The sequence below is a fragment of the Dapis purpurea BLCC-M126 genome, assembly GCF_050015975.1.
Taxonomy (GTDB): domain Bacteria; phylum Cyanobacteriota; class Cyanobacteriia; order Cyanobacteriales; family Microcoleaceae; genus Trichodesmium.
Genome location: NZ_JBNHER010000083.1, coordinates 31,561 through 52,987 on the forward strand (window position 1 = coordinate 31,561; position 21,427 = coordinate 52,987).

Here is a 21,427-nt window from a genome sequence, read left to right on the forward strand (position 1 = left end):
AGCTATCAAGCTGACGTACCCACTGTTAGACGTAATGTAAGGTAATTATTAGCGATGAATAAAGCTAAAACACTAAAAAGAAGATTGGGTAATCCAAAGCCCTTTCTTGAGTGCGTCTTACATTCTGAGGAGACCTCAGAATTACGCACTCGCTTTTTAAGCGTGGCATGGGATACAGACGATATACCAGACCCGGTTTGTATTAATCCAAATCTCAAATGGAGAGATATTAACTGGAAACGGGTTGAGAAGAATGTATTTAAGTTGCAAAAATTAATTTACAGAGCATCCAGCCGTGGCGAAATCCGCAAGATGCGTAAATACCAAAGACTTCTGACCAAAAGTTATTACGCTAGGTTGCTAGCTGTTAGGCGGGTGACACAAGATAACCAGGGTAAGAAAACTGCCGGGGTAGATGGTATTAAGAATTTACCTCCTATGCAGAGATTCAACCTAGTTTATCTCCTAAACTCACGCTACCTCAAAGCAAGCCCGACCAGCAGAGTCTGGATACCAAAACCAGGGAGAGATGAAAAACGTCCATTAGGCATACCTACTATGTATGATAGGGCGCTACAAGCCTTGGTTAAGTTAGGTATGGAACCAGAGTGGGAGGCACACTTTGAACCTAATAGCTATGGTTTTAGACCAGGACGGTCAACACATGATGCCATAGTAGCAATTCACTCCAGTGTAAACCGGAAACCTAAATATGTACTGGATGCTGATATATCTAAGTGTTTTGACCGAATTAACCATGATGCACTGTTGAGAAAAGTAGGCCAAACACTCTATAGACGATTAATCAAGCAATGGTTAAAAGCTGGTGTGTTTGACAATAAACAATTCTCAAACACTGTGGAAGGAACACCACAAGGAGGGGTCATTTCACCGCTACTAGCAAACATCGCCTTGCACGGTATGGAAGAAAGGCTAATGGAATTTATCGAAAGGCTACCACTTAAATATCCAAGTGGAAAAACAATGCCAAAAAGAGATAGACGACAGAGCCTTAGTCTAATACGCTATGCTGATGATTTTGTAGTCCTACATGAAGACATCAAAATAGTGCTACAAGCAAAAGCCGTACTAGAGGAATGGTTAAATCAGGTAGGATTAGAACTAAAACCAGAAAAAACCAAAATTGCTCACACCTTGGAGGGATACAAAGGAAATAAACCCGGATTTGACTTCCTGGGATTCAATATTAGGCAATATGAGGTTAAGTCAACCAAACAAGGGTTTAAGACGCTGATTAAGCCATCCTCCAAGAGCATTAAAACTCATTATCGGAAACTGGCGGATATATTTGATAAGAACAAAACCGCTCCAACTAAAGCTTTAATAGCTAAACTAAATCCGGTAATTAGGGGATGGGCTAACTACTTCTCAACACAAGTTAGTAAAAAAATATTCCATAAAATGGATATGCTTTTATGGAACAGACTATGGAGATGGGCAAGTAGAAGGCATCCCAATAAGTCGGCCAAATGGGTTAAGAAAAAGTATTTCCCCAAAGTCAAAAAAACCAGAAATTGGGAATTAAACGATAGTGGATATATACTAAAGCGACACTCTGATTTTCCTATTGTACGGCACATCAAAGTGAAGGGTAATAAATCGCCTTATGACGGCGATTGGACTTATTGGAGTAGCAGAATCGGCAAACACCCAGGCGTAAGGAAAGAAGTCACGACGCTGTTAAAACGTCAAAAAAATAAATGCGCATTTTGTGGGCTAACCTTTAGGCCAAATGACCTTATGGAAGTAGACCATATAAAACCAAGGTCTAAAGGTGGTGACAACACTTATAGAAACAAACAATTGTTGCACCGACATTGCCACGACAGTAAAACGGCTTCAGACAAAAAGACATATCCAAAATTTAAACCCCAGGATTTACCTGAAAATTATATATGGATTGACGATATGTTAACTCTGAAGCAGGATGTACCCATGAAAAGGGACGTTTAAGAGAGGAGCCAGGATGAGGTGAAAGTCTCACGTCCGGTTCTGAAGACGAGTTGGGTAGGGTAACTTACCTGGCTTAGTTTAACAAATATCTAAATCATTGGTTAGGTTTCATCGCTGGATGGATGTTTCTTCTTGCGAAAAGTGCTTCTGCTGCTACTGCTGCTTTGGGTTTTGCTGGTTATTTGCTTAATGCTTTTGGCGTGAATAATCAAACTTGGTTGGTGTTGACTGCTTTAACTACTGTAGTTGTATTAACTATTGTTGTTTTAAGTGGAATTCGTCGTTCTAATTTCACTAATATTATTATTGTTTCAATTACATTATTTTCTCTAGCTATATTTATCTTGGCAGGAATACCTCAAGTAGTCCTGTCTGGAGGGGAAAATTTAACGCCTTTTTTTCCTGGGGATAAACCCATAGCATCTTTACTACAAGCTGCTGCTTTAATGTTTGTTGCCTATACTGGTTATGGCCGTATTGCAACTTTGGGTGAAGAAGTGCGGGAACCACGACGTACTATTCCCAGAGCGATCGCTCTAACGATGCTCGTCACCTGTTTATTATATATATCAATTGCTATAGTGACTGTGGTAGTTGGTCAAGAAGTAATTCAAAAATTATCTCAAGCGGATGTGAGTCTAGCTGCACCTCTAGAAGTTATTGCTAGATCGGGTTTAGGTGTTCCTGTGATTCCTCAATTAATTGCTGTTGGTGCTATTACGGCAATGTTGGGAGTGCTACTAAATCTGATTTTGGGTTTGTCGCGAGTTTTGTTGGCAATGGGGCGTCGGCGAGATGTACCTAAAGTTTTTGCTAGGTTAAATAGTCAGCAAACTACCCCTTATATAGCTGTGGTAGTGGTAGGAGTAGCGATCGCTTTTTTAGTTTTAATTGGCGATGTGAAAACTACTTGGTCTTTTAGTGCTTTTAATGTTTTGATTTATTATGCTATTACTAATTTTGCTGCTCTCCAACTTTCTCCAGAAGAAAGGATTTATCCTCAATGGTTAGGTTGGGTAGGTTTAGCTTCTTGTTTGTTTTTAGCTTTTTGGGTAGAGCAGCAAATTTGGTTAATAGGTTTAGGTTTAATTATTGTTGGTTTAATTTGGCATAGTTTAATTCATAGATTGATTAGTGATTAGATTTTTCGTTGTGGGTGAATCAAGCATGGAAAAATATTCCAGTATATCCAACCTCCCCATCACACAATCTATATTTTCAATTTATCCTCAATTAGTTCTATAGAGAGACTTACACTCTCTATAGAAATGGGCAAATTATCAAGAAGTCCCACTTCTGTAATCTTTGTTGAGAAAGGATTATACAAGTTATACCATTGTGAAAAAAGAATGTTACGAATAATAAGGACGATAAAAAGACCTTACAGTAGATGTCTCTTTGATAAAAAAGATAATTTCTGACCTAAAAAACAGTATCGAAGCCATTCCCATAGGACTCCTGACTCCTGACTCCTAAAAAATCCCCTAGTGCCGCTACGCGGAAGTCAGAAGTCAGAATTCAGAAGCGAGTGTGTAATTCTGAGGGGACCTCAGAATTACACACTCAAGACAGTCAAAAGTATTGATTAGTAAGACTTTTAGGATGCATGTAACTGGTCAGTTATTTCTGCCATTATGCACTAGCTATTTGTAGCAAACATTTATTAATTTGGTATTATGGGTAAAGCAGAGGTAGTATACCTCACATAAACACGGCTATAAGTTGAGTTAAGTTTAATACTATTTTTAAGACTAATTATACAAGAAAGTTGATTTTTGAACGTTACGAAGGGAGAAAAGTTTCAACTTATCCCTAACTTTTAGGTTAAGTTATGATATACCTATTAGACATCTCCAATAATAAAAAATTCAATTAATTACTGTACAGAAACAATCAATTATTTCCTCCTACTCACTACTCCTTGTTCCCTGCTCCCTATTTTCTGGACATATATATTGATACTGAAACATAGTTTTAGCGCCACTCTGAAGAATATTCTAAGAGTGGCACATATTTAGTGGTTTAGAAGTCCGAAGACTACTGGATAATACCAAAATAGTAGCCCGCAACAACAAAGTTGATAGCAAGTAGTATTAAAGCCCAAGTTGCACGAAAAGAATATTTCATCTAAATTTATTCTCCATATTTTTATAGGGATCAAGATAATATTATCATGTAATTGGTTCAATTTCACATAAATTTGAAGAGGGCAGTGGGGTAGTGGTTTGTTAGGATTGATTTGAGGGAGTAGCAAAAAATAAATTATCCCAATTTTTGGACTCTATAGTTACTTGTGTGAGAAGGAGAAAAATAAAATGGCATCTACACCTCAACTAAGACTAGAAATTGGTGTGTTCAGTGCTACCCTGATGGGTTTAGGTTCAATTCTTGGTACTGGAGTATTTGTCGGTATTTAGTATTGATGACTGGTATTACAAGTCTGTCAGTAATTATCGCTGTAGAGATAAAAAGATTTGCTCCTCAATGGTTAGGTTGCATAGGTTTAGCTTCTTGTTTATTTTTAGCTTTTTGGGTAGAGCAGCAAATTTAGTTAGTCAGTTTAGGGTTAATTATTGTTAGTTTAATCTGCCATAGTTTAATTCATAAATTGATTATTAATTAGATTTCTCAGCAGTTTTTTATTGAATTTTTCCCCTAAATTTATTTGTATTATAGAAACTATAGAGGGTATCCATAAATAAAAAACTAAGCATTTATGTAGAATAATTTTCCCTGCATGATATGAAAAAGGGGAAATAATTTCACAAAATAATTCCATATTTTCTGCTAGGCTGTAACCTACTGAATATTAAGTATTTGATACTGCTTTTTGATTTATTTTACAGGTACTTTCTAGTGCTAATTATACAACTTAATCAGCAAAATTAGACTATAATACTTGTTAACCAAGAATTTTACGTCAAAGCTTTCTGAAATAGCATCATGGCTAATCTTTTCTAGGTGATTTGCTAAGATAGTATAATTTGTATGAGAGTTTAGGTAAATAAAGCAAAATGAAAAAAACAATTTATCTAGCTAATCCTTATGGTTTCTCAAAGCAACAAAAAGAACTGTTGCTTCCTCCTATAGCCGAAAAATTGAAATCTTTAGGAGCGGAAGTTTGGGAGCCATTTGAACGAAATAACCAACAAGACTTATCAAAGCCAGGATGGGCTTACACTATTGCTCAAGCAGATTTGAGTGATGTAAAAAGCTGCGATGCTATATTTGCTATTATCAATGGCACACCGCCTGATGAGGGTGTCATGATTGAATTAGGTATTGCGATCGCCCTCAATAAAAAAGTTTTTCTGTTTCGAGATGATTTTCGTCGTTGCACGGATAGTGAAAATTATCCACTGAATCTTATGCTATTTGCGAGTCTACCAGAAAAGGGTTGGGAAAATTATTATTATAAGTCTGTGGAAGAAATTGATTCAAAACACAAAGCTTTGTATAAGTGGCTATTAGAAGATTCTGAAATTACTTATGGTTAGCCTTTGATATCCCCAAAATTAAATAAGCTTTTTTACCAACCTCTTGTACCAGGTTCACCTTTAAATGGTCCGACAATATCAGAAGTAATCCATCCTCCGTAAAGATTACCAGCTTGAGGCTTTACTAACTCATCATTCACATAACAAGCATCGATTAAATTAGCATAGAAACTATAATATCCTTTTATGGGGAGAAAACTAGGAGTTGGCTCCAAATATTGCCAGACTGGATGATTGACATATTTATCGCCTACTGAGACATCGTAATAGGAAGCGTAACCTTTCCACTCACAAAAAGTCTTTCTAGGATTAGGAATAAAATACTCTACCTTAACATCTTCAGGTGGAATATAATAAGAAGGAGGATGACTAGTTTCTAATACTCTTTTTGCTTTATTTGTTTCTGCCAAAACTATATTATTAAAAATGACTCGAATAGATTTATTTGTATCTTCTAAACGAGGTGGACGTGGATAATCCCAAACTGATTCTTGACCGTGTTTGGGTGGAATTGGATTTGGTTGCATTTTGAATAATTTCCTGATTTTTATATATCTAAACTATTATATTTTACCATTTTGAAAGTAGGATATTACAAATTATATACTTAAAGTTATAGAGAATCAAAAATAGAGAAAAATTATAGATTTTTGAGATTTATTTATATTTAACTTTCTTTAGAGTGAGTATTAGTAAATTAAGAGTAGTTTGGATCTGTATTTAACACCTCTTCTGAACTATATAAATAAGTATTTAGTTGGTCTTTAACTACAAAATTAGCATTGGGTAAATCGTAAGCCATAACAATATTAATTCTTTCCCTTGCTTCTGTGACTGGACGAACGCTATGTAGACATTTATCACCAGCCATAACTAATAGTAGACCTGGTTGAGGTTTAATAATAATTTGTCTTCCAAAGGTGTGACGAAAAAAACTCAATTGTTGTACTCGATCTATCACACTTTGAAATCTAGAAAATTTAGCACTGGGTAAGGTTATTCTATAATTGGGATAAAATTCAATTTCTCCTCCATCAACTTCGTTCAAATATAAAAGAGCTGTAATAGCATTTCGGTCATAATGCCAGCGATATGTACCTCCTTTTTCAGTAATATTAATATTGCACCCTACTTGAATATCTTGTAAAGGAAAAAGTTGTTTATTTGTGAGATTGTTAATAATTTGATTTACAGTTTCGTATAGTTTTTGAACTTCTGGAATATGAGACTGAATTATTTTTCCATCTATGACAAAATAACTTAAGGGTATTGGTTTAACATTGCGATAAATTTTAGGAACAGAATTTGTCTGGCGATAATCAGTAATTAGTTGTAATAAGGAATTGCATTCTGTCTGAGAAATAAAATTTTCGTGGAAAAAGTATCCTGTTCTTTGAAATTCTTCTGCGGATCTAATTTGATAGTCTTTCATATTGATTTACTTAGCAATTTTTCTATTTTAACAGAGTTAGATTAATGGTCAGAAAAATTTTGGAGTAATATTGTTAAACTTCTGATACTAATTGAAAAATTATTGAATATTTTGTCTACTAAAGCATTAATTTCCTATTCTTCCTGAACTACTCTAAAACCAGCGTGCTGATAAAAGTTTGGACGGAACCAATTCCGATAATATTTCAAAGCTTCTGTTCCATTAGTTATCCAACATCCCCCCAACATCATTTTATGTCTACTATCAATAAATGGAGCAGAATAATCTTCATAGAGTTGATGAGTTTTATATCCCGAAAGAGGGTTTAAATTATCGCTCAACCACTCCCAAACATTACCCCGCAAATCATATAATCCTGATTCATTTTTTGCAGTTTCTAAGAAACCAACAGGAGAAGGAGAACCAAATTTTAAATTCAGATTATAATTATCTGCTTCTACTTCCTTAGCATTTCTATAAGTTGCTAAATTATATTCAGCTTCAGTCATTAAGCGAATATTTTTACCCCTCCAAGTACAATAAGCCATAGCTTCATAATGATTAACTTCCACAGGCCAATCTAAAGGTAAATCTATTTCATCAAACATAGCTCGATATCTATACATAGATGTACCATTTTCAGGTATCCAAAATTTTGGATGTTTGATATTATTTTCCATTTTCCAAAGCCAACTTTCTTGACTCCAATAATCTTTATTTTCGTAACCACCAGTCTTGACAAACTCTAAAAAATCGGCATTAGTAATTAAATATTTACTAGCAACAAAAGGAGCAACTTCAACTTGGCGATCGCCATATTCTATATCCCAACCAAAGGTAGGATGATTTTCTGGTTTGCCTAGTTTAAGCACTCCTCTATAAACTTCTATCATTTCATTATTAATTATCTTATTATTAGTAGTAGGAGCATATTCCCAATGACTAGGATGTTTGAGTTTTTCTACAGGTAGTTGGCGAAATAACATTGAAGAAGTTTCTATATGAATACGTTGATGTTCAATACCCATCATCAATGCCCAAAGAGGATGATTTTGATGGATGGGTAGATTTAGAGGAGTTTTCTCAATTAGGTCTATAATAATTTGATAGACTTTTTCTCGATACTGCCAAACATCTTCAAGTTGAGGCCAGTTAATGTGAGCGATCGCCCTATCTAACTCTTCTGGTTTTTCTGGATCTACTCCCAATTCAAATAAAATTTCGTAGTCAGGATTAAGGCGTTTTTCTAATAATTCCACCCGAATTAATTTATTGATGTAGAAAACTGCTGAATGTCCGAGATAAAAAATTAGAGGATTTCTCAAAGGATCTGGATTGAAATAAAATGTTTCTTCTCCCACTAAACTACTCATCAAAATATCTTCAAGTTGCCAAGCATTATCAAAATATTCAAGGATATCTTGGCGTAAGTTACTGTTAGTAGGGCAATTATCAAGTTGTGGTGGAGTAGTAGATTTTATTGAGTTCATATTGTTTGTTAAAAACAGGAAAATAATTTTAATTGGTTACTTGTGCAAGGTGTTTAATATTTAAGATTCAGCTTTTTTTATGAATAAGGTATAAAGCTTCTCCTTTTAAGGAAAAAAAAAGTGCTAAGATATTTCCTTATATTCAATTCCCTCACCGTTTTAACCAGAGGTAATTATCCATTATCCATTAATGAACTTCTTCCTTCAAGTTAAGCTTGGCAAAGAATTAATCCAAACCACTTTTTAGGGTCTATCCAAACTTTCTTTACTTTCAAACCTTTAGCCTCAAGTTTTGTTTGTAAAATTCCCAAATCAAATTTGCGAGAAATTTCAGTTAGAATATTTTCCCCTGCCTGAAAATTAACTTTTAAATCTAGATTTTCCAAAGAAAATGTCACATTTTCTTGGCAATATAAGCGCATTTCTATTTGAGATTCAGCTTGATTATAAATTGCTTGATGACTGAATAAATTGAGGTCAAAATTTCCTTGAAAACGCCAATTTAAATGAGATAACATATTCAAATTAAAAGCAGCCGTAATTCCTTGAGCGTCGTTATAGGCAGATTCTAAAATTTCTTTAGGTTTGTGTAAATCAATGCCTAGTAGGAAATAGTTTCCTGGCTGTAAACTTCTAGCAATTTGAGTTAAAAAATGGTCAAATTTTTCTGGAGAAAAATTGCCAGCAGAACTTCCGAGAAAACAAATTGTTCGTGTTGGTGCAGGAGTTGATTCTAGGTAGGCTAAAGTTTCTTCGTAAGTTCCAAGTAATCCCTGAATAGAGAAATATGGATATTTTTCTTGTAGCTCTAATACGCTAGTTTTAAGTATTCCTCCACTCACATCAGTCGGTATGTATGTGAACGAATTACCTATTTTTTGATAAGCATCTAACAACAAGCGAGTTTTAGTAGAACTGCCACTACCTAATTCTACTAATTCCTTACTACCAGTTAGTTCCGCAATTTCATCTGCACATTTCTCTAGAATGGAAGTTTCTGTCCTAGTTGGGTAATATTCAGGCAACTCACATATTTGTTCAAATAATTCAGAGCCATAATCATCATAAAAATATTTTGGGGGTAAAGTCTTGGGATTTTTAGTTAATCCAGCAATCACATCTTGTCCATCATTTTTAACAGCTTGATAGCTATCATTGAGAATTTTCACAAGTTGTGGGAGCATTATTTTCTTCCTGCATAAGGGTGGACAGTCAAGAGTTTTTTGTTAACAAATTATGGACAAAAAATTTGTTATCATAAAATTATTCTGGAAAAAATTTTAATATAAATTTTGCTGGGAGTAAATAAATAGATAATTAAATTAATAAGTCCCACCTTAACTTTCTTCTGTAACTCTACGAAATAAGCAGTTAATAAAAAAGCTAGATTATCCATGATAAAAAAGACCAAAATATACAGTAATTGTCAACCTAAAGTATTAATACATAATAAATGTTATAATTAACATCTCCAAAAAATAAATAAGCTTTTTCTTACTCGCCCTAATAAACCTTTTACCTAATACCAATTAATTATTAAATATGTCACAAATAGTTTCAAATTTAGATGTGAAATAATTTCCTGGAATTACTGTAGCCTCAAAATAATTTACATATTATACATATTATTAGATAATGCGCATTCCAATCGGAATTGACAAGTTTCAATTCCTGGGAATCTAATCTTGGGAAATAGGAAATATGGAAAAATTTAGATGACCTGAGAAAAAAAATAACATCAATAATGGCAGAATTCAGCTCGGTAACAATAGAATCTTTAGGGGGTAAAACTTGATTTTAAATGCTTGCTTGATTACCAATCGATAATTGATAATTAATTCCCAAAGTTTTAAAGCCTTATATTTCAAGAGAAAAGAAACAAGATTTTCTTATCTTCAATCAAGTAAGGTTTTAACCAGAGGTAATTATCAATTAATGAAAGGCGGGATTTGAAGAAGTTTTCCCCGGCCTGAGTTAAATATTTTCAAATATTAACTAGAAAAAAAATTTTCACAAAGTTAGTAATTGTAGGGAATTATAACTGTTTGAGTTCAATCAGATTTAGGCATAAGTAATTTCCTGGTTATTTGAGGGTTTGATAGTTAATCGATCGCTCTGAAAAAGGGTACAATAGCTCAACATTTTTGTCCCCACTTTATTGTTACATTAGTATAACTTCCGTGAAACCGTATAAATTAGCTCCCTTTGCATTCTTCACTCTCTGAATTTTTTTCATGGCTAATTGACTAATTGGTGTGAAGATATTTTGCATGAGTGTCTCTTGTCTACTTGGTGCAAAAAGTTTCTTCTTTTTCACTCTAAGATTTAATATATATGCATATTTTATCGCTGATAAATGTTAAAACTAGCAGAATATCATCTTCCACTCAGACTTTGGTAGTATTCACAGAAGATAATTTATAAGATAATAAATATAAGCAACCCAGAAAATATAAAAATTGTAATTATCTTATGTCTGCTCAAGTCAAACTGACTATTATTCAAGGAAGTCTGATCGGCAAAGAATTTATATTTGAAGAAAGAACTATTTGTATTATCGGTCGCCATAAAGACTGTAATCCCAGACTACCAAGTGATGAACAACATCGTACTATTTCTCGTTATCATTGCATACTTGATATTAATCCTCCAGATGTACGAGTGCGTGATTTTGGCAGTAGAAATGGCACTTATGTTAATGGTAAAAAAATTGGGCAACGTGAACCACACCATACCCCTGAAGCAGCCGCAAAAATTCAGTTTCCTGAATATGATTTAAAATCAGGAGACAAAATTAAATTGGGTAAAACTATTTTTCAGGTGAGTATTGAAGCTGAAACAGAGATTCCACCAGAGATGCTTTCTATAGCTAAAACTTCCTCAGCAGAAACTGTTGAATTATCTGTACCTCCGCGAAAATCAGAAAGTAATAAGCTAATTACAATTCCTGGCTATAGAACAATTAAATTATTAGGTAAAGGTGGTTGTGGAGAAGTTTATTTAGCCAGAAATAATTCTACTCAAAAATTAATAGCTTTAAAAACAATGTTGCCAGAAGTTGCTACCCATCATCAGGCTATAAATCGTTTTGTAAGAGAAATAGAAAATACTAAAGCTTTAAATCATAAGAATGTTGTACAATTAAAAAATTATAGTTATAGCGATAACCAATTTTTTTTTACTTTAGAATATTGCAATGGTGGTAGTATTTGGAATTTGCTAGAGCGTTGTGGTTATCAATTATCTATTAATATGGCAGTGCCAATTATTATACAAGCTTTAGATGGTTTAGAATATGCTCATAATGCAGAAATTCCTTATGTTAAAAAAGCAGATGGTAGTTTTGGTAAAGGCAAAGGTTTGGTTCACCGGGATATTAAACCAGCAAATATTTTTCTGAGCAATATAAATAGTTCAACAGCAGTCAAAATAGCAGATTATGGGTTAGCAAAAGCTTTTGATTTAGCAGGTTTAAGTGGGCAAACAATTACTGGAAGCAAAGGGGGAACTTTTCCTTTTATGCCCAGGCAGCAAATAATTGATTTTAAATATGTAAAACCGGAAGTAGATGTTTGGGCGATGGCAGCAACTTTATATAATATGTTAACTGGTGCATATCCCCGTGATTTTGTTGGCAAAGACCCAATTTTAACTGTATTAAAAACTAAACCTGTACCAATTAGAAAGAGAAATATTGCTATTCCTCACTCATTGGCAGAAATAATTGATTTAGCATTAATTGATGAGCCAGAAATTTATTTTAAAACTGCTAAACAATTTAAGTATGCATTATTAGATAGTATTTTTTAGGGAAGGAAGAAGGAAGAAGGAAGAAGGAAGAAGGAAGAAGGAAGAAGTTTTGTAGTTTACCTTTGTGAAAACCGCTATAAATACTACGAAAATAATTCAAATAATACTTAAAATCCCTGTGGTTATCGGGAGCAAGATGCTCCCACTGCCATGCCTGTTCCTTATGTTCCTAATCCGTAGGGATGTTGTATGCAACGTCCCTATACTCCCCCACTCCCCTACTTATGTAACCTTAAGCTGGAACTTTAACCACCTCATTACCAGACAAACCAAAGGCTTTGTGAATAGCTTGCAAGGCTTTCACTCCATCCTCCTCTTCTACCACACAACTAATTTTAATTTCTGAAGTGGCAATCATTAAAATATTGATTTGACTTGCAGCTAACGCTTCAAACATTTGCGCTGCTACCCCAGGGTGTGCAATCATTCCAGAACCGACTACACTCACTTTCGCAATGGCACTCTCTAATACTACTTCTCCCCAACCAAACTCTACTGCTGCATTTGCCAAAATTTGATATGCACTTTCCCCTTCTGATTGGGAGACAGTAAAAGCAATATCGCGAGTTAAAACTCCATCTACACTATAACAACGTTGGGATTGAATAATCATATCTATACTAATATTCTGCTGCGCCAACAAACCAAATATTTGGGCTGCCATTCCTGGGCGATCGGGAATGTGACGTACTGCTAGTCTTGCTTGCTTCATGTCTAAAGCAACCGCTCGTACTGGTGGGGGAACTTCTTCCGACGACTCAGTAGTGGCGATTCGCGTTTGCGTAGCATTCCGCAGGAAATCGCCACTACTGGAAATATCTGCAACATCTACATCAAATGCTTGACACAAAGAATTAACTGCTTTTTCACAGTCTTCTGCATCAACCACACAACTAACCTTAACTTCCGAAGTAGAAATCATTGCTATATTTACTCCTGCTGCTGCCAAAGTTTCAAACATTTTTGCTGCTACTCGCGGTCGCCCGATCATTCCCGCACCCACAAGACTGACTTTAGCAATAGGTCGCTCTTCTATTTTGACTTCTGGTTCGCCCAAACTAGGGTCAGAATTTTTGCCTAAAGCAGGTAATATGGCATCCGCTACTGCTGCCGCTTGTTTCAAAGTATCTTTCCCGACGGTAAAGGCAATATCATTAGTATTGCTTTCGTGAATAGATTGAATAATCAAATCTACATCTATATTTTGTACCGCAATACCAGAAAATAATTTGGCTGCCACACCAGGGCGATCGGGAACCCGCAACAGAGAAACTCCAGCTTGGTTGGTGTCATATTCTACCGCGTCTACAGATTTGGTTAATTCTAAATCTTGCAAAGCGCGACGTTTGGGTATTGCCGAAACTACGCGAGTACCTGGTGCATCGCTCCAACTGGATAAGACTACTAATGGCATTCCATAATTTCTAGCAATTTCGACTGCTCTGGGATGTAGCACTTTTGCACCTAGACTTGCCAACTCTAACATTTCATCACAGGTAATTTCTGACATTAACTGTGCTTCGGGTACTATACGGGGGTCAGTTGTGAGAATTCCAGGTACGTCTGTATATATTTCACACCTTTCTGCTTGGAGTGCTGCTGCTAAAGCGACTGCGGAAGTATCGGAACCTCCTCTACCTAGTGTTGTGATTTCTTGGTGGCGAGTCTGACTAATACCTTGGAAACCTGCAACGACTACAACTTCTCCCAGTTGCAGATGTTCTTCTATGCGTTGGGTTTGAATATGTAAAATACGAGCGCGGGAATGTTCGGCTTCTGTAACTATTCCTACCTGGGCTCCGGTGAGGGAAATAGCTGGCACTCCCAACTCTTGTAAGGCCATACTCATTAGAGCTATGGTAACTTGTTCGCCTGTGGATAGGAGCATATCCATTTCTCGGCGACAGGGGTTGGAGGAGATTTCGTTTGCTAGTTTGACTAAACCATCTGTGGTTTTTCCCATCGCCGATACGACTACTACAACTGAGCGATCGCTGGCAGTTTGAGCTATACGTTGGGCCACTGCTTTGATTCTTTCTGCAGAGCCGACTGATGTACCACCGTATTTTTGGACTATTAGCATATTCATTAGACTATTAAGATATAGATTGTATTGATTTTAATTTCTTGAGTGAAGAGTTGTTAACCGGATTGATTAAAATGTTGTATAATTTAACGTTTAAAAAATAATTAATTTTAGTTAAATCTTGATAATTTATCTCATGCCAGAAATTAATTGGATGATAATTTTAGAATCACAACAAGATGAATTTATTTTATTTCTAAATTACAATATACGTACTTTTACAAGATCAAGAGGAATATACAACTTTGATGGGGTTACTCATTTAGAGGCTGTTTGTTATGGTGATGATGAAAAAGAAAAACAAATGAATTGGTTTTGTGAGGAGTTAACATATAAGTATTATGGGTATAGATATGACTTTCCTGATGAATTTATTAATTATAAAATAGGTAAAATAGGAGAAGAATCTGTCAAACAATATTTAGGCGAATTAATTAGTGATATTGATTACAAGTTATATGAATGGGGAGATGGTGGAAAGGATTTCTATTTAAAAAATAATAAATCAGTAAGTTTACAAGTTAAAACTACTTGTTTTGATAGAACTTTGGAGAACGATTTTTGTTCTGTACTAAATGAACATGGATTAGATGAATGTGAATATTTTGAGTGGAAAGAGGATGATTATGTTAACCTAAAACACGATCAATGCGAGAAAGTTATAAATCAAATAAAATGGAAAATAAATAAACAAGAACGAGATAAGAACGAAATTTGTATTTTTGTTCTTTTGTTAAATCAGGTAGTAGCAGATAGAATATGTCAGAACTTTGGTGGGATTGGATGGGATTATCTAGGATATCCACAAATAGAAATAGATGTTAGTTACAGTTCTATATTATGTGGATTTAAGCCAACAGATTTATTAGAACCTGATACAGATATTTATTTAAAAGACCTATTTTATATTGGTGGAATCAGAGGCTATCTCAAACATTTTACTTAAAATTATTAGCAGGACAAGACAATAATTTTAAGACGCAGGAATTTGCCATAAATTTTCAACTTAAGTACCAATAGACTTTTATCTTTTTTTGTAGATTGCCAAGCTATTATCATTATTAACACCTTGGAAATCAAATCCTGCTTCATCGAATAATTTCTGATAAGCATCCTGTCTGAACAAAGTAACTGTTAGTTGCTCTTGAGCTAAAATTTCACCATCTTTCTTAAAGAAATAGCTTTTTTTACGAGTGCGATAATCTACTTTATCTTCCAATTCCTCAATAAGTTGAGAATATACAATCCCTCCTGGTAAATTTTTTTCAAAATCAATCCCCGACTTTTGTATGCTTAACAAAAACAAACCTCCTGTTCGTAAATGACGAGCTAAATTTTTTAATCCTTGATAGTTAGCTTGAACATCAGGAATATGACTTACTAACTCCAAGCGATCGCCACAACTAATAAATAGCCAAACTCCTGCATGAGATATAGCAACATCAAAGGTTTTATTTAATTCCATTGTTAGACCATCAGCTACAATCAACTTAGCTTTATTTCCCAAACGTTTTTTAGCAATTTCCACAAAGGATGGTGTAATATCAACTCCAGTAAACTGACAAGTGTTGTCAATTTCCATGTACTTTTCTGCAAATAATCCCGTTCCTACTCCTAGTTCAAGAACCTGAGAATTATTACCTACAATTGAGTATGCTTCCTGAGCTATATTATAGTAGTCATAGTAGCCAGACATCATCAACAAATCGTAATAATTAGTAATTCCTGTAAATTGATTAACCATTTTTTTTACTAAAATTTATTACCAAAATTTTCAGATTTAATTATATCAAAAATTTTCCCTTTTTGGAGAAAAATCATATTAGTTAATCTTGACCAATGATTTTTATTGTTTACAGCGCTTTTGCTGATTGATGACCTCACGTCACAACCAAAACTCTGTAGGGGTGATTTCCTAGGAAAGCTTTGCAGAATGCAAAACGCGAATTGCCCATGCTGTGGTCTACCGAAATAAAAACCACTGTAGGATAATTTTTTCCGAATCATTCATAAATTCACCATAAATGTTTAGCTACAGTCCCAGTATTTATCTCAATTTTTAACTTAATTTCTGAGTTTGATAAACAGATAAATATAACTTCTCATCTCTTACTTTTTTGTGAATAATAATCATAACTATTCAGGAATTTGCCATAAATTTTCAGCTTCAGTACCAGCAATTCTCATCCTCAACTTTTGACTTAATCTCTGAGTTTGAGCAACAGAAAAATGTGACTTCCAATCTCCTACTTTTCCTTGACGAATAAATGGAGTCATATTAGCAGGACGTTGACTAGACCAACGACTTTGATTTTTGCTCATGCTCGTAAAACTCGTATGATCAAGAATGCTTTCTATAATTTGTGGATTTTCAATTTTTTCTACATAATTATCACCTAAAAATTTAGCTATAGCAATAATATTTATTTTGGGATTATTTTTCATAGATTCATAAGTTAAAAACAGAACATTTTGATCATTTTTATGCTCCACCCAAGACAGCAAATGATCGAAGTAATCTCCCCAGTCTACTTCTCCATTCATAAAACATTCAAAAAAATCATCAAATGTACCTTCGGCAAAATCATAATGTTTGATGAATCCTTTAGTATGATAATAAAAAGAAACAGCACAGTCGAAAGGATTGCGAGCTACATAAATGTATTTTGAATCAGGATTATAGGGAGTTAAATCGTAAATTAAATGGGTTTTTATAAAGCGAGGTTCAGATAAATTTTTCACAAAATTACTTCCCACTTCTTCGAGATGAGGAACTTCTAAATTAATATTTTTACCGACAGGAAATGGGTCTCCATTATGGGATAACATCCAAACAATATGTTGAGTCCAAGTTGTTCCACATTTAGGATAAGTGACAATAAAAGTGTCTCTTGCTTGAGCTTTATATGTAAGTCCAGAGTCCCATTTTTCTGCTGGAAATCCCATTGGTAGGCGAAAATTTTTATGCAGCGTATAGCTTGGTTTTATACTTTCTTTCATCAAGGCAAGCTCCTGATTATTTTAGTTATTAGTTATTAGTTATCAGTTACAAGTATTTCGAGCTAAATCCATAAGGTTCGGACATTATTTTTTGGTCATTAAAGTTATTTTTAGTGAATAATTGAAATTTTTACCGAATAATTAATAATTATTAATTATTCAGCTTTATTAGCCTTCCCTTTAAAGGGGAAAAAGCAGTCGTTTGCGGAGCATTCCGAAGGATGAGATGGCGATGTTTCCCGCTCTTGCAGAGCCGCTAACGCTTTTCATGTCGCGCAGCGTTAACGCGCGTTGTGCGGAACGCTAAACGCCATATCCAATCGACCAAGATAAAAATACTCTTGAATTTCCTTATATTCAATTCCCGAACAGTTTTAACCAGAGATAATTATCAATTATCAATTATCCATTATCCATTAATGAAATCTCTTCTATTTTACTTCAATTATCTACAAAATTTACTTGGAATTGACAAAGTATTTTTTTTATAGTATCTTGACCATAAATTTATAATTCTAGTTCAATGTAGAATAACTTAATAGGAGTAAAAATGCAACCTATAACTTTAGAAAATTTACTTTATGAAAGATCAAATCAGAACTTTTCTAATTATCAAAGCCAAGCTCATAGTAACTGGGAAAAACTTTTAAATACACAATTATAAAGTCTTGAAAATCGAACATTACAACTATTTATTGAAGGTTTAGTAAAGATCAAAGATTTGATTCAAAATATTCCTAATATTAACCATCTTTCCGAGTTTTTAGAAGAACAAATTGGATGGCAACTATGGCCATTTATAGGATTATTAGAAGCAGACAAATTTTTTTATCTACTTTCTCATCCTTATTTTGATTTTGCCGTAGCAACTTTTGTCAGATCAGATACTGATATTAATTTTTCTCCACGTCCCGACCTTTGGCATAATATTTTTGGTCATGTTCCCTTACTTTTTCCCCAATCTATTCTAACTTTTGACAATATTTAGGCAATCAATATGTAACTAAAAAAAATGTCAACAGCCAAGATATAGAACAGGATATAGCTATACTTTTTTGGTATACAATTGAAGCTGGTGTGTGCTATGAAAAAGGGAAACTTCGAGTATATGGAGCCAGTTAACTTTCTAGTATTCAAGAAATAAGATATACTTTGAGCGATCGCCCAATTAGATATCCCTTTAAATTAGAGGAAGTGATTAATTTTCCTCTAGAAATTGAGCGGGTAAAAGATCGGCTATTTGAGATTCATTCATTTGAATATTTAAGAGTAATTCAAGATGATTTTGACAATTACATTAAATTATTGGGTTCTCCTGCATAGTAATGGTAAAAATATACAGCGTATTTCAGGTTTATGAGGTACAGCAAAAAAAGTTTTTCAAGCAAATTTTTAAATGCTGGGGATTCATCAAATTAAGGACTGTACCTCATTTACTTGCAATTTGCTGTATATTTTTTCCCTCACTTCCCACATATCCTATACCATTACCGAAATATTGTGGTTTAAAGCCTCTCCTTTTAAGGAGATAATAAATAACAATTTTCCTGTTCGTCAATCCTCTTCTTTCCAAGGAAAGGTAATTTTCAATTCTCAATTGTTGAATATGCACCACTATCAATTATTGAAAATATAGATGAGATTATCATCATAATTATCTCTAAAAATTCTCTAATTATTTCTATGTTCAATCCTCCGCCAGAAATATTTGAAAATCCCAGAGATTCTTATCGTAATCCCTGGATTTTTGGTATTTTAATTATTGTTGTTATTTTCCTATTTATAATTATGTTTTCTCTAGAATCTGAATCCGAATTTTTAACTGACCCATTTCTCCAAGCTCCGACAGAAAATTCTGTACAAGTTGTTTGGTTTACTGAATTTCCTGGCAAACGTCATCTTGTGGTTTATGGTCAAAATTTGAATCAAGTTGTTGAGGCAAATACTACTAAACTTACTTGGACTCGTGAAGACCAAGATTCTTTCGTGGGAAAACAAACAGAAAAAGGTTTAATTTATCAACAACCGATTATCCGAGATATCTGGCGACATGAAGCAAAAGTTGTTGGTTTAACTCCTAATAATTCTGTGCCATACCAAATTATTAGTGAAAAGGAAAATGGGAAAAATATAAAGAGTAAAATTTTTAATCTGGCTCCTAAACCAACTCCTGGTAAACCATTACAAATCCTCTTAACTTCCGACCATCAATTAAAACCAATGAGTTCAGCCAATCTGCAAAAAGTAACAGAAAATTTTGATAAATTAGACGCTATTTTTTTTGCTGGAGATTTAGTTAATATTCCTGATCGTGCCTCAGAATGGTTTGATGATAATCGAGGCAATGCTTTTTTTCCAAATCTCCAAGGTAGAGCAAATTATGAATTAGAAAAAAATGGCAAAAAGACTGTTTATACCGGTGGGGAGTTAATCCAAAACATACCTCTATTTCCAGCAATTGGAAACCATGAAGTTATGGGTATATTTTCTATGAAAACTTCTTTAAATTATCAATTTAGTCAGCCCTATCCTAGGCAAGCTGCCAAATATTTATATCCACAAAATCCTGAAAATATTAATCTTGATATTTGGTTAAAAAATAATTCTTTTAATACAGACACTTACCAAGAAATTTTTACTCTGCCTGAAAATAGTTTGGAGAAAAAAAATTATTATGCCGTGACTTTCGGTGATGTACGTCTAGTGGTTTTATATGTCACAAATATCTGGCGAGTCCCCCGTTTAGATGATAATGCTAGAGGCAAATATCGGGAAAGGAAAAAAGATTTTGATAATCCTGCTGAATGGGGTTACGGTCAGCATATTTTTGAACCTATTATTAAAGGTAGCGAACAATATAATTGGCTAGAAAAAGAACTAGCAAGTCAGGAATTTCAACAAGCAAAATATAAAGTAGTTATGTTCCACCATCCACCTCATTCTCTAGGTGAAAATATTATTCCTGCTTATACTAATCCCATCCAATATATTGACCGAGATGAAAATGGCAAAATTACCATGATTCGTTATGAATATCCCCAACAAAATGACTATATTATTCGAGATGTTCTGCCATTATTAGAAACTGCTGGTGTCCAGTTAGTATTTTACGGACATTCTCATCTTTGGAATCGTTTTGTTAGTTCGAGTGGAATGCACTTTCTAGAAACATCAAATGTAGGTAATAGTTATGGAGCTTATCTAGGAGATAAAAAGCGAAATGTTCCTCTCAATTATCAAGAAAAATATGCTGAAGTTGGTAATCCAAATGGTTTAGATGCAATAATTCCAACCATCGCACCTTTAGTGGATGAAAATGGTAAACCTCAACCTTATATTGCTAGTAATGATATTACAGCTTTTAGTATTTTTGAGACCGATACAGGAACAGTTAGTAGTTACTATTTTGATACAGGAAAGCCTAATTCTAAAGTAGTAAAATTTGATGAATTTCAGCTTATAAAATGAATCTAGATTCAAATTGAGCGTGGGAATCTTGCCTGCCATAGCTGTAATGAAATTTCCTGTAATAATACTTGATATAATATCAAGTTAGATTAATTAGGGTTTGCTGAATAAATATGAAAATGTTTACTGATATTGCTTTTGGCATTTTTAAGTCTGGAAAAAGTGCGCTGATTTGAGTTGAAAAGCCTCAAAAAGTTAGTATTAACAGCAAGATTTGGACAGAGAAATTGAGGGATAATTCTTCCGACTGCCTTCTCCCTCATTCCTGACTCTTCTTGTCTCCTAACTCCTACTCTCACCCATAATACTTTTGAGCGCAAACCCTAATTAAAATCTAGGGAAGTTCCATTAAACGTCTCTACAAGTTTGAAAAATTCTTATTACAGTTGTTTAATAATACTTGATATGAGTGGGGAAAAAGTGTCATATAAATAGGAAAGAGAAAGTTTTTTGATGACTAAATGAAGCAGACATTTTTTTTTACACAAAAAAATTCGCTAATTATTTAGACCTCCCATAAAAGAGGTAAGCATTTCCTGCCGAATGCTACGCAAACAGCTATTAGCTGTCAGCTCTCAGGAATAAACAGTTATCAAATTTGCTACTTTCCATCAAGACAGACTTTATATGAAATACGTTAATGTTTGCTACCAAAGATTGATAGGGGGAT

At 34.1% G+C, this 21,427-nt stretch carries 17 protein-coding genes and 1 pseudogene; 10 read left to right on the top strand and 8 right to left on the bottom strand.

Features of this window, described 5'->3' with window-relative positions:
- Window positions 1-162: 162 nt before the first annotated feature.
- Together ltrA and ACP6PL_RS07855 are read left to right on the top strand one after the other, a co-directional pair.
- Window positions 163-1,974, top strand: coding sequence for a group II intron reverse transcriptase/maturase (ltrA, locus tag ACP6PL_RS07850; protein ID WP_426544267.1), 1,812 nt, complete (start codon window positions 163-165; stop codon window positions 1,972-1,974).
- A 95-nt stretch (window positions 1,975-2,069) separates the two neighbouring features.
- A pseudogene (locus ACP6PL_RS07855) lies at window positions 2,070-3,116 on the top strand (APC family permease); the annotation flags it as partial.
- 895 nt (window positions 3,117-4,011) lie between these two features.
- Here ACP6PL_RS07855 and psaX read toward each other — a convergent pair.
- Window positions 4,012-4,101 carry a photosystem I protein PsaX gene (psaX, locus tag ACP6PL_RS07860; protein WP_293109045.1) on the bottom strand — a complete coding sequence of 30 codons (90 nt, stop codon included), beginning with the start codon at window positions 4,099-4,101 and terminating at the stop codon, window positions 4,012-4,014.
- A 295-nt stretch (window positions 4,102-4,396) separates the two neighbouring features.
- Here psaX and ACP6PL_RS07865 point away from each other — a divergent pair, with 295 nt between their 5' ends.
- Window positions 4,397-4,525 (top strand): hypothetical protein, encoded by a 129-nt coding sequence (locus ACP6PL_RS07865; RefSeq protein ID WP_426544269.1) that lies wholly within the window; start codon window positions 4,397-4,399, stop codon window positions 4,523-4,525.
- A 463-nt stretch (window positions 4,526-4,988) separates the two neighbouring features.
- Window positions 4,989-5,471 carry a nucleoside 2-deoxyribosyltransferase gene (locus ACP6PL_RS07870; protein WP_426544271.1) on the top strand — a complete coding sequence of 161 codons (483 nt, stop codon included), beginning with the start codon at window positions 4,989-4,991 and terminating at the stop codon, window positions 5,469-5,471.
- Between the two features lie 32 nt (window positions 5,472-5,503).
- On the opposite strand, the gene ACP6PL_RS07875 is transcribed toward ACP6PL_RS07870, so the two are convergent.
- From ACP6PL_RS07875 to egtD, 4 genes are all read right to left on the bottom strand, one after another.
- A complete protein-coding gene (locus ACP6PL_RS07875) occupies window positions 5,504-5,998 on the bottom strand; it encodes a DUF427 domain-containing protein (RefSeq protein WP_426544273.1) in 495 nt (164 codons plus the stop codon).
- A gap of 170 nt (window positions 5,999-6,168) precedes the next feature.
- Window positions 6,169-6,903 carry a 2OG-Fe(II) oxygenase gene (locus ACP6PL_RS07880; RefSeq protein ID WP_426544275.1) on the bottom strand — a complete coding sequence of 245 codons (735 nt, stop codon included), beginning with the start codon at window positions 6,901-6,903 and terminating at the stop codon, window positions 6,169-6,171.
- Window positions 6,904-7,037: 134 nt separating this feature from the next.
- Entirely contained in the window at window positions 7,038-8,393 is a 1,356-nt protein-coding gene (gene ovoA / locus ACP6PL_RS07885) for a 5-histidylcysteine sulfoxide synthase (protein ID WP_426544277.1), read from the bottom strand.
- Between the two features lie 209 nt (window positions 8,394-8,602).
- Window positions 8,603-9,577, bottom strand: a complete 975-nt coding sequence (gene egtD, locus ACP6PL_RS07890) for an L-histidine N(alpha)-methyltransferase (RefSeq protein WP_426544279.1) — start codon at window positions 9,575-9,577, stop codon at window positions 8,603-8,605.
- A gap of 1,288 nt (window positions 9,578-10,865) precedes the next feature.
- Between egtD and ACP6PL_RS07895 the strand changes: the two genes are divergently transcribed.
- Window positions 10,866-12,203, top strand: a complete 1,338-nt coding sequence (locus ACP6PL_RS07895) for a protein kinase domain-containing protein (RefSeq protein WP_426544281.1) — start codon at window positions 10,866-10,868, stop codon at window positions 12,201-12,203.
- Window positions 12,204-12,435: 232 nt separating this feature from the next.
- Here the strand turns inward: ACP6PL_RS07895 and ACP6PL_RS07900 are convergent, their stop codons facing one another.
- The gene (locus ACP6PL_RS07900) at window positions 12,436-14,286 is read right to left on the bottom strand and encodes an aspartate kinase (RefSeq protein WP_426544308.1); all 1,851 of its coding nucleotides are present in this window, start codon (window positions 14,284-14,286) and stop codon (window positions 12,436-12,438) included.
- 139 nt (window positions 14,287-14,425) lie between these two features.
- On the opposite strand from ACP6PL_RS07900, the gene ACP6PL_RS07905 reads away from it, so the two are divergent.
- Window positions 14,426-15,235, top strand: a complete 810-nt coding sequence (locus ACP6PL_RS07905) for a hypothetical protein (RefSeq protein WP_426544283.1) — start codon at window positions 14,426-14,428, stop codon at window positions 15,233-15,235.
- Window positions 15,236-15,313: 78 nt separating this feature from the next.
- On the opposite strand, the gene ACP6PL_RS07910 is transcribed toward ACP6PL_RS07905, so the two are convergent.
- Window positions 15,314-16,033 carry a class I SAM-dependent methyltransferase gene (locus tag ACP6PL_RS07910; protein ID WP_426544285.1) on the bottom strand — a complete coding sequence of 240 codons (720 nt, stop codon included), beginning with the start codon at window positions 16,031-16,033 and terminating at the stop codon, window positions 15,314-15,316.
- Between the two features lie 392 nt (window positions 16,034-16,425).
- Entirely contained in the window at window positions 16,426-17,289 is an 864-nt protein-coding gene (locus tag ACP6PL_RS07915; RefSeq protein WP_426544287.1) for a sulfotransferase domain-containing protein, read from the bottom strand.
- A gap of 721 nt (window positions 17,290-18,010) precedes the next feature.
- Between ACP6PL_RS07915 and ACP6PL_RS07920 the strand changes: the two genes are divergently transcribed.
- The 4 genes from ACP6PL_RS07920 (at window position 18,011) to ACP6PL_RS07935 (ending at window position 20,757) form a co-directional block, all read left to right on the top strand.
- Window positions 18,011-18,277, top strand: a complete 267-nt coding sequence (locus ACP6PL_RS07920; RefSeq protein WP_426544289.1) for a hypothetical protein — start codon at window positions 18,011-18,013, stop codon at window positions 18,275-18,277.
- A 41-nt stretch (window positions 18,278-18,318) separates the two neighbouring features.
- Window positions 18,319-18,411, top strand: a complete 93-nt coding sequence (locus ACP6PL_RS07925) for a hypothetical protein (RefSeq protein ID WP_426544310.1) — start codon at window positions 18,319-18,321, stop codon at window positions 18,409-18,411.
- Window positions 18,412-18,441: 30 nt separating this feature from the next.
- Window positions 18,442-18,612, top strand: a complete 171-nt coding sequence (locus tag ACP6PL_RS07930) for a hypothetical protein (RefSeq protein ID WP_426544291.1) — start codon at window positions 18,442-18,444, stop codon at window positions 18,610-18,612.
- 360 nt (window positions 18,613-18,972) lie between these two features.
- Entirely contained in the window at window positions 18,973-20,757 is a 1,785-nt protein-coding gene (locus ACP6PL_RS07935; protein ID WP_426544293.1) for a metallophosphoesterase family protein, read from the top strand.
- Window positions 20,758-21,427 lie beyond the last annotated feature (670 nt).